Genomic DNA, 10,664 nt, shown 5'->3' on the forward strand with positions numbered 1-10,664 from the left:
AAAAGAATGAAACGACAACGTAAAATACTCGGAATTATAGGGGCTTTAATAACCCTTATAATTCCATTTTTTTTAATGTTGCATAATCAGAATAATCATCTTGAAACGGATCAGTCCTTATGTCCTTTCAAAATGCTTACTGGTTTCCCTTGTCCAGGTTGCGGAATAACAAAGTCACTAGTTTATTTCTATGAAGGCGATCTCTATAAAAGTTTGTATTACCATATTTTAGGACCATTTGTAGTTGTTTTTTGTATAGTAACAATACTTGTTTTAGTAACTGAATTAATCACCAAAAAAGAATATTTCAATGGAATTTTGTATAATAAAAAATTGGCTTACGTTCTAGCTTGTTTTTTGATTTGCTATCAAATAGTGAGAATTACTTATTTTGTTGAAAGCCACACATTTGATTCTATTTTAAAAGAATCTATTTGGAAATAAAAAATCCCGAAACTTTCGGGATTTTTTATGCGTATGAGTGAGATTTTAGTCTTGTTCTTGCTCTTCTTTATCATTCAATTTGCGTTCTAATTCCGCTTGGAATTCTTCCATAACTGGTTTCATAGTGCTTTCTGGAATATCTGCAATTCGTATGTACATCAGTCCATCTATGGCATTATTGAATAACGGATCAACATTAAATGCAACCAATTTTGCGTTTTGTTTGATGTATTTTTTAATCAGTACAGGAAGTCTCAAAATCCCTGGTTCTAATTCATCAATAAGTTTATCAAATTTATTTAAATCAGATTCAGCTTCATCAAAAATAAAGTCCTTATCTGCATCTTTTAATTTTACCTTAAACTCTTTTTTCGGGTGAACGTATTGTGCAATATATGGGTCGTAATAATGCGATTTCATAAACTCAATCATCAATGATTTTGAGAAATCCGAAAATTGATTACTAATACTCACACCACCTAATAAATATTTATGTTCAGGATAATGTAAAGTAGTGTGTATGATTCCTCTCCATAATAAGAACAGAGGCATTGGCTTTTGTTGGTAATCTTTGATGATAAAGGCTCTACCCATGTCGATAGATTTGCTCATCATATCGTGTAATTCTGGTTCAAAACGGAATAAACCATTCAAATAAAAGCCTTCAATACCGTATTTTGGAAAAATTTCTGATCCCAATCCCATGCGATATGCTCCTGCGATTTGTTTGGTCTCATCATCCCACAAAAAAAGATGACGGTAATATTGATCGTATTTATCGATGTCAATAGATTCGTTTGTTCCTTCGCCTACTTCTCTAAAAGTAATTTCACGTAAACGTCCTATTTCATGAAGGATATTTGGAATGTGTTTGGCTTCTGCGAAAAAGACTTCGTAGTTTTTGCTTTGCAAAAGGCGAAGATCTGCTGTTCTCAAAGCTTCAACCTCGGCAATCATCTTTTCGGTGCTTGCTGGGGTAACAATTTTCTTTGGAGCTTTAGTTGGTTTTAAACTAGCGGTATTCAAAAAATTATTTTCTTTTTCAAAAGGATTGGCTAGCATATAGGTTTTCTTTCTCAAGAATTCCGTGTATTCTTCAATAGATGTGTATTCATTTTGTTCGGCAACCGAAATAGGTTTTCCAACACGTACTTTGATAATACGGTCCTTTTGAGTCAGTAATTCCGAAGGAAGTTTCGCTGTTCTAAGGGTGTCACTTATTTTAGATAAAAAATAAAATAAACGACTGTTTTTGGCATGGAAATAAATAGGAACTACAGGAACTTGTGCTTTTCGAATCACTTTTATAGCACCTTCTTCCCAAGCTTTATCAACTACAAATTTCCCGTCTTTATAGGTTGAAACTTCTCCGGCTGGGAACATACCCAAAGGTTTTCCATCTCTAAGATGACGTAACGTTTCCTTAATTCCTACCACGCTAGACTTGGCGTCTTTGTGGTTTTCAAAAGGATTTACAGGCATTATATACGGTTTCATTGGATCGATACGATGCAATAAAAAATTCGCTATAATTTTGAAATTAGGTTCTCTCTCAAGCATCAATTTCAATAACAAAATACCATCAATTCCTCCAAGCGGATGATTCGAAATAGTGATATAAGCACCATCTTTTGGTAAACGTTTAAAATCTTCTTCGGGAATTTCAAATTTAATTTGAAACTCATCCAATATGGCATTCAAGAACGGCAACTCCTTTAAGTGCTTGTTCCTGTCGTATATTTTGTTTAATGTCGAAATCTTTAAAACTTTCATCAACAACCAGCCAGAAAAAGTACCGAAAACCCCGTACTTATCAGTGTTTATTGTCTTTGCAACTTCTTTCGCGGTAACTAAACCCATTTATTTTTTCTTTTTTGAGCAAGACGCAAAGATAGCAAAATAGTCCATTTTTTATGTTTTTTTTTGAATCAATCTTTCTGCTTTTTACTACTTTTGGATTCCAGAATAAAATAATAATCTGATGGTGTGATTGAAAATAGGGAAGATGAACCTTCTAATCTAGTCAAAAATATTTCGGATATAAAACTAAAGCTAACTAATGAAGATAATATCGTACAACGTAAACGGAATTCGTGCCGCAATCACCAAAGGATTTATTGAATGGCTTCAACATGCCAATCCAGATGTTATTTGTTTACAGGAAATCAAAGCTACCGAAGAACAAATCCCTGTTGCCGACATTACGGCTGCGGGTTATCCTTATCAATACTATTATCCAGCTACCAAAAAAGGCTATAGTGGCGTTGCCATTCTTTCAAAAATTAAGCCCAACAATATAGTATACGGAACAGGAATTCAGCATATGGATTTTGAAGGACGAAATCTTCGAGCCGATTTTGATGACTGCTCTGTAATGAGTTTGTACTTGCCTTCGGGAACTAATATCGATCGTTTAAGTCATAAGTTCATGTTCATGGATGACTTTCAAAACTACATTGATATACTCAAAACAACCATTCCTAATCTTATCATTTGTGGGGATTACAACATTTGTCATGAAGCGATTGACATTCACGATCCGATTCGAAACAAAACCGTATCAGGCTTTCTACCTGAAGAGCGAGCGTGGCTGGATAAATTCATGAAATCTGGTTTTGTTGATAGTTTTCGTCATTTCAATTCCGAGCCGCACCAATATTCATGGTGGAGCTATCGCGCTGGAGCTCGTGGGAATAACAAAGGTTGGCGCATCGATTACAATTTAGTGAGCGACTCTTTAAAACATAAACTCAAAAGAGCCGTTATACTACCAGATGCTGTGCATTCTGATCACTGCCCGGTTTTGGTAGAAATAGAATAGGAGAATTTCAATAGCAATGACAATATCAATATCAATATCAATTGCAAATAATAAAGTAATGAAAATTTTAAGGAGCTAATCCCGCTATTCGTTTCAATCTCCCGAAGAAAAATCGGGAGGATTTTCACTGCTATCGGGGCTAGGGCCTTACGTTTTTAAAGAACTTTTGATTAATACCACAATAAATAATAAAACGTAACAAAAATGATTAAAAAAATTTCCATCGGACTTTTAGTTTTAGCATTGTCAACTTCTTGTGTTTCCAAGAAAATCTACAATGATCTTGAAACCAAATTTGCCGATTTAAAAAAAGAAAACAGAAATATTTCAGATGAGAATGCTGCTCTTTTGGCTTCCAAAAAACAATTAGAATCCGAAAAAACTGCTTTACAATCCAAATTGGATGATACCAACGCCAACTTAGCGAAAGTTCAGGCTGATTATGAAGCTGCCAAAAACAAAATGAAAGTGATGCAGGATTCGTACGCTGCTTTAGAAAAAAATAGCAACGAATCATTGGAGGCCAACATGAAAAAAAATCGTGATCTATTGGCACAACTAGATGCAAAAGCAAAAGCTTTGGCACAAGAACAAGAAAAACTGAATGCAAGCAGTCAACGCTTAAAAGAATTGGAAGATCTTATCGCGGCGAAAGAAGCTAGCATGAAAAAACTAAAAGAAACGCTTTCTAAAGCGCTAAATGGTTTTGAAGGCAAAGGTTTGACAGTAGAACAAAAAAACGGAAAAGTATATGTTTCTATGGAAAACAAATTGCTTTTCAATTCCGGAAGTTGGGCCGTAGGTTCTGAAGGTAAAAAAGCGGTTGTTGAAGTAGGTAAAGTATTGGGCGATAATCCTGATATCTCTGTATTGATAGAAGGACACACTGATAATGATCCATATGAAGGTTCTGGACCAATTGCTGACAACTGGGATCTTTCAACTAAAAGAGCTACAGCTATTGTTACAATTTTGGGTGAAAACAAAAAAGTAAACAAACAAAATCTTACCGCAGCAGGAAGAAGTGAATATTCTCCATTAGCACCTAATACATCTGCAGAAGGAAAAGCAAAAAATCGTAGAATCGAAATTATTCTAACTCCAAAATTGGACGAAATTTCAAAAATGTTGAATGAGTTTTAGGAGGAAGATGCTAAGACTCTAAGATACTGAGATTCTAAGTTGAAAAGGTTCACGTGAAAACGTTGAACCTTTTTTGTTAAACCCAAAATCCATATTCTGACTATGGCGTTTAAAAAAAACAATAAAAAATCCGCGCAAATCTGTTCGATCCGTTAAATCTGTGGCCCATTTCGCAATCAAAGTTAAAATTAATCGTAGCCAATCCATAATCGATAAACTAATTTTTATCTTTGCTTTCAAACAAAACTTAGCAACTTAGTTTCTTAGAATCTTAGCCACTTAAAAAAATGAAATACACCACTTTACCGAATACCGATATCAAAGTCAGCAAAATATGTCTGGGGACGATGACTTTTGGACAGCAAAACACAGAATCCGAAGGACATGCCCAAATGGATTACGCTCTCGACAATGGAGTGAATTTCTTTGACACGGCCGAAATGTATTCTATTCCAAGCAGAGAAGAAACCTACGGAAGCACTGAGAAAATCATTGGTACCTGGTTCAAAAAAACTGGAAAAAGAGAAGAAGTAGTTTTAGCTTCCAAAATTGCTGGACCGAATCCACTTTTTGGCTACATGCGCGACAAACTGGATTTTTCTCCTGCTAGTATTCAATATGCTTTAGACAAGAGTTTGCAGCGTCTGCAAACCGATTATTTGGATATTTATCAATTGCATTGGCCAGAACGTAAAACCAATTGCTTTGGACAACGAGGTCTTAAAATTCAAGAAGATGCTTGGCAAGATAATATCCATGAAGTTCTGGAAACATTAGATGGCTTAGTGAAAGCGGGGAAAATCAAACATATTGGAGTTTCTAATGAAAATCCATGGGGAGTGATGCGTTTTCTTGAAGAGAGTAAGTACCATAATTTGCCAAGAATCAAAACCATTCAAAATCCATATTCTTTATTGAACCGTCTTTTCGAAAATGCTTCAGCCGAAGTTTCCCTTCGCGAGAATGTGGGATTATTGGCGTATTCGCCATTGGCTTTTGGAGTTTTATCAGGTAAATTTTTGACAGGGGAAAGTCATCCTAATGCAAGACTGAGTTTGTTTCCGCAATATGCAAGATACAGCAGTGCAAAATCAACAGAAGCTACCAAACTATACCAAAAAGTAGCGCACAAACACGGATTAACATTAACACAATTGGCTTTGGCATTTGTACAGCAGCAGTCTTTTGTAACGAGTTCAATTATCGGAGCGACTACAATGGAACAGCTCAAAGAGAATATTGATACGATTACAGTTTCTCTTTCAGGAGAAATTTTAAAAGAAATTGATGCTATTCAGGCGGTTATTCCTGATCCAGCACCGTAATTCAAATATCATCAAATAAACAAAAGCCACCATAAATTTAATTTTTTGGTGGCTTTTTTTAAATAATTTAACCTAATTTTCTTTTTGAAAATAGATTTCGTGGTCTTTAATACCGAAGGGAAAGTATAGCTTTCTATTTGAAACAATAATTCTACCTTTTGGTATTTCTATGTTTTGTATCATCTTTTTTAATTGATTTGTAATTTCAGCAGGCGCTGTAGAATACAATTCAATAGACTTTATTTTTTGGTTATTATCCATTTCCAATGTTACTAAAAACCAATTGTTTGGTGCAGAATTTTTTAATTCTGAATTGTTGAAATTTAGTTTTATACTATTGTAAAATTTGCTATTGGTGATGTCCATAGTAGCGGGATTACAATAAACGGAGCGGATTAAGGACAAATCCTCAACGAAAAGATTTCCCGTAAAAGAAGTTAGGTAATTGTTGCTATAGAAACTATCTGCAATAGTAGAAACATGAGAATAAGAAATTCCTTTTGTAAATTTTCCGTTTGAGAAAGACTCTGTACACATTTTCATTGGTACAAGCTGCTTTTTGAAAGCTTGATTTGGAGAATTAGGGGCTACCACAAGTGATTGGTGTCCCATAGTTTCTATTTCCCAAGAGCCGTCGGGCAGTCCATTGACAACTGCTCCTTCAATTTTATTTAAATTTGTTGATTGGACTAAAGGAAGTTCATCTTTAAAAAAACCATTGCCATCTTTAACTTTTTGATTTTCTTTTTTATCGTAAAATTCTATTAAATATTCTTGTCCATTTTTATATTCTACTTTTTTATATACATTTCCTTTTGGATAGTAAAACTGCCAAATACCAACACGTTTGTCCATTTGATATTCTCCAGTAATTGCAACTTTTCCATTTTTATGATACCAAGTAAAAGAACCATTTCTTTGAGCATCTTTATAACGACCTTTTAAAAAGAGTTTGTCATTTTTATAAAAGACGTTAATGCTATCTAGAAAACAGAATTTTTCTTTGTCAAATTTGGCAATCATATAATAATCGGCACAATCATTATCTTCTAGTTTAAAAAAAGAACTTAAATAAAGTTTTAAATTGTCGTTAGGGCCAATTTCAACAGCATGATTAAAAGTTTTGAATTTTTGTGCTTGGATTGCTATGTTAAAAAATAATAAGGTAAATAATAATAGCTTTTTCATTTTTAGATTTCTGATTTTTAATAAAAAATTTAGCCAAAAATACTACAAAAAGTGTTACGCTCAATAAACTATAAAGGCTTAACTAAAAGAAAATGCTACCCCAATTGATGTCGTTTATTAGATTAAATTTTTAAAAGAAATTGATGCAATTCAGGCTATTATCCCTGATCCTGCACCTTAATCATAATAAAAATAAACACAAAACCCTGTCAGAATTTAAAACTCTGACAGGGTTTTGTGTTTATGCATTACATTCAAATTATTCGATAATCAGTCTATAGCTCGACATATGACCCTCTTCATTTTTGACGGTTACGATATAAAAGCCTTTGGAAAAATTATCTATTTTGACAATGTTTATGTCTTTGTTTTCCATTTTTTTCTTCAACAGCATTTTACCTTCTAAATCAAAAAGTGTGACTTCAGTAGGATAATTTTTGCTTGATTTTTGGACAATAATTTCGGAATTAGCCGGATTGGGATAAATTATAAATTGTGTTTTGTCAAAAGTATTGATGCCTAGCGAAGTATCAATAATTTTGAAAACAGTGCCGTTATTGATGGCAGCAACGTACAACTCTCCATTTACATCCTCGCCAAAAGTTGCAAAATTATTTCCTGTAAATTCTTGGGAATAGGTCAGTGTTCCGCCGGAAGTCATCATTCCAATTAAAGGTTTGCAATAATCAGTAAAGAAATACAGCCCTTTAAAATTAGGATAAACTGTTCCGTTATATACATATCCACCAGTTATGGAACAGGCTCCAGTCGAATGGTTTATAGTTTTTAATGGGGATTTTGTAGATGCTTGCGATGGACAGCCTGTAGTGTTATAAGGAGTATCTCCTTCGTAACAGCGCCAGCCATAGTTCAATCCGGCTTGTGTAGCTGGAGCAGTGTTAATTTCTTCAATGGCACCTTGCCCTACGTCGGCAATCCATAGATTTCCCAGTGTTTTGTCAAAGGAGAATTTCCAAGGATTTCGAAGTCCAATTGCCCAAATTTCATCGGCGCCTGCAATTCCTACATAAGGATTATCAGCAGGAATGCCGTATGGAGTCCCCGAATTCACATCTATTCTAAGCATTTTGCCTAATAATTCATTAGTGTTTTGTGCTCTGTTTTGAGGGTCACCCCCACTACCTCCGTCTCCCATACCAATATAGAGATAACCATCCGGGCCAAATTTTAAGGAGCCCCCATTATGGTTGGTATAGGGTTGGGCAATGGTCAGAAGAATGTTTGCGCTTGAAGTATTAGCAATATTGGGATTTCCTGAACTTACAGTGTACCTTGCAATTACGGTATTCCCAGCTAAATTTGTATAGTTGATGTAGAAAAAGCCGTTAGAGACATAATTGGGATGAAAAGCCAGACCTAATAAGCCCTGTTCTCCGCTATTGGCTATTAGAGTTGAAATATTTAAAAAAGGACTTGAATTGACAGTCCCATCGGTATTTAAAATTTTTATGATTCCACCTTGTTCGACAACAAACAAACGACTGTCGCCGGCATTTACAATTTCTAAGGGGCTTGTAAAGCCACTCGCAAAAGATTGTAGTCCTATAGTTTGGGAATAGGAAAAACTAAAACTATATAACGTGAATGACAATAAAGCTATTATTTTCATAATCGACTAGTTTTTAAAGTAAACGCTAATTTACAAATAAAAACTATTGTATAAACACATAACTTATTGTTTGTTAGTGAAGTAAGTGCTTTTTTATCTGGATTATTTATGCCTAACAGAAAATTAAAAATCAAACTCTTCCATTACTTTCAAAGAATCAACTACAGTTGTATCTTTTACTTTGATGTTCAATAACGAATGCGCACGTCCGGTAAGCGTTATTGATGATGATAAACCGACTGTATCCTCAGGAACTAATAAACCACGACGGAACATAAGATTTCTCAAGAACTTCTGCTGCTGTGTTGCATACGATTTTTGTAAACCTTGTTGGTCAAACTGCCACATGAATTTCTTTGGTTTTGGAATTATTGTTGCCAAGTACAAACATTCGTTTACATTTAAGTCGGCAGGTCTTTTTTGGAAATAGAATTGTGCAGCTTCACCAATTCCATATACATTTGGTCCCCATTCGATAATATTGAAATATACTTCCAGCATACGTTGTTTGCTGGTAATTCTATTGTTTTCGATAATGTAAACCAAAAGAATCTCTTCGAGTTTTCTAGATAATGTTTTTTCTCTAGTTAGGAATACATTTTTAACCAATTGCATGCTTATGGTACTTGCACCACGAGAGAATTTTTTGGTACGTATGTTTTTAAGAATCGACTGTTTGAAGGCTTCGTTTATAAATCCATGGTGGGACATAAAAGAAGGGTCTTCGGACGTTAGGACACATTTTTGTAAATAAGGTGATATTTGATCTAAAGGAGTGTAATTAGGATTGCTTGCTCCAACAAAAACTGGACGCTGTAATACACCTTTATCGATTGCTCTATAGGTGAATTCTCCATTTAATTTACCCAAATCTATATTGCCGTACTTGGTAATTTTTAGATTGTCTTTGTTGATATTGCTTTTAAAAACAATGGTATTTGGTTTGTTTTTATTGAACATAAAATCCAATTTATAATCAAAATTACCGGTGGCTTCCATACCTTGAAAATGGGTAAATAACCCATCAGGAAGAGAACTTATAAAGTTCTGAGCTTTCATTTTTGGAATATTTACTTTGAATTTATAAACGGTATCTTTCTCAGTGTTATAAGATAGGTAAGGATGTAATTTGATTTTATTGAATTGAAAAGTAGAGCTGCTATCAATCGAAATAAAGTCGGAACCCAATAAGAAACGATAATCAAATCGTGCATTTTTGATGCTAACATCTTTATTCGCAATTCTTTTATGGTTTATTTTTAAGTTGGCAATTGAGCTATAACCATCAAAATGCAATTCGCCGCCACTCATGTCAATGTTTTGAATGTTGAATCGAATAGAGTCAAAACTCATTTTTAGATTGTAACGTTCATCGAAATAAGGAACTTTAATAGCTCCTGTATCAATATTAAAAAATCGTAGATCTCCTTTTTTATTTCTTGGATCTGCAATTCCGTTAATTCTCCATTTTTGCGCAAACGTATTGGTTTGAACATCGATGGATGATTCTAATTTGGTTTCGAATAGAGTTAGTTTTTTAAAATTTACTGTGGCTTTTTTGCCATTATCATCGATTTTGAAAACTAAATTTTCAAGTGTCATATCCGTTGGAACCAAATTAAGTACTTTGGATATTATGCGATAAGCAAATTCTGCGTAATCTCTTTTTTTAGTTGTTTTGGGTTCGTTTTTGTCTCTTTTCAAAAATGCACCAAAGTTTTTGATCTTTCCTTTTTTGGTCAATTGAACATAACCATTTTTTATTTCAAGAGTGCCAAGTTGTACTTCACCAATTAGTAATTTCCATAAACTGACACTTGTTTTTATTCTTTGTATTTTAAAAATGGTATCTAAGTTGTGAGGAGCAAGTGTGATTTCGTTTAATTCTATTCCGGAAATACCATCAAATGAGGCTTTTTTTATAGCAAAATCACTATTGTATTCCAGTTTCATTGTAACAGCTGCTTTGTCAATAGCTTGGTCTAAAAGTTCATCTCTAAAGAATAGAAAGCCAATTAAGAGTACGGCAATAACGACTCCGAATATTTTGGAAGCTAAGACTATCTTTTGTTTGGTAGTTCTCATGAATTGTATTTAATAAAAAGGCAAAAAA

General features: G+C 34.0%; 8 protein-coding genes. 4 read left to right on the forward strand and 4 right to left on the reverse strand.

Features of this window, described 5'->3' with window-relative positions:
* Positions 1-6 precede the first annotated feature (6 nt).
* A complete protein-coding gene (locus ACUN3A_RS10080; protein ID WP_445551165.1) occupies positions 7-444 on the forward strand; it encodes a DUF2752 domain-containing protein in 438 nt (145 codons plus the stop codon).
* Between the two features lie 45 nt (positions 445-489).
* Here ACUN3A_RS10080 and ACUN3A_RS10085 read toward each other — a convergent pair whose 3' ends face one another.
* Positions 490-2,304, reverse strand: coding sequence for a GNAT family N-acyltransferase (locus tag ACUN3A_RS10085; RefSeq protein ID WP_445551166.1), 1,815 nt, complete (start codon positions 2,302-2,304; stop codon positions 490-492).
* A gap of 199 nt (positions 2,305-2,503) precedes the next feature.
* Here ACUN3A_RS10085 and ACUN3A_RS10090 point away from each other — a divergent pair, with 199 nt between their 5' ends.
* The 3 genes from ACUN3A_RS10090 (at position 2,504) to ACUN3A_RS10100 (ending at position 5,733) form a co-directional block, all read left to right on the forward strand.
* Entirely contained in the window at positions 2,504-3,265 is a 762-nt protein-coding gene (locus ACUN3A_RS10090; protein ID WP_445551167.1) for an exodeoxyribonuclease III, read from the forward strand.
* Positions 3,266-3,469: 204 nt separating this feature from the next.
* On the forward strand, positions 3,470-4,408 hold the full coding sequence (locus ACUN3A_RS10095; protein WP_445551168.1) for an OmpA family protein: 939 nt from the start codon (positions 3,470-3,472) through the stop codon (positions 4,406-4,408).
* Positions 4,409-4,695: 287 nt separating this feature from the next.
* On the forward strand, positions 4,696-5,733 hold the full coding sequence (locus ACUN3A_RS10100; protein WP_445551169.1) for an NADP(H)-dependent aldo-keto reductase: 1,038 nt from the start codon (positions 4,696-4,698) through the stop codon (positions 5,731-5,733).
* A 72-nt stretch (positions 5,734-5,805) separates the two neighbouring features.
* On the opposite strand, the gene ACUN3A_RS10105 is transcribed toward ACUN3A_RS10100, so the two are convergent.
* The 3 genes from ACUN3A_RS10105 to ACUN3A_RS10115 all read right to left on the reverse strand — a co-directional run bounded on the left by ACUN3A_RS10105 (position 5,806) and on the right by ACUN3A_RS10115 (position 10,636).
* Positions 5,806-6,921 carry a toxin-antitoxin system YwqK family antitoxin gene (locus ACUN3A_RS10105; RefSeq protein ID WP_445551170.1) on the reverse strand — a complete coding sequence of 372 codons (1,116 nt, stop codon included), beginning with the start codon at positions 6,919-6,921 and terminating at the stop codon, positions 5,806-5,808.
* A gap of 259 nt (positions 6,922-7,180) precedes the next feature.
* Positions 7,181-8,551: a PQQ-dependent sugar dehydrogenase gene (locus ACUN3A_RS10110; protein WP_445551171.1), complete on the reverse strand. Its 1,371-nt coding sequence runs from the start codon at positions 8,549-8,551 to the stop codon at positions 7,181-7,183.
* 123 nt (positions 8,552-8,674) lie between these two features.
* Entirely contained in the window at positions 8,675-10,636 is a 1,962-nt protein-coding gene (locus tag ACUN3A_RS10115; protein WP_445551172.1) for a transglycosylase domain-containing protein, read from the reverse strand.
* Positions 10,637-10,664 lie beyond the last annotated feature (28 nt).

The sequence above is a fragment of the Flavobacterium sp. WC2509 genome (assembly GCF_052683105.1).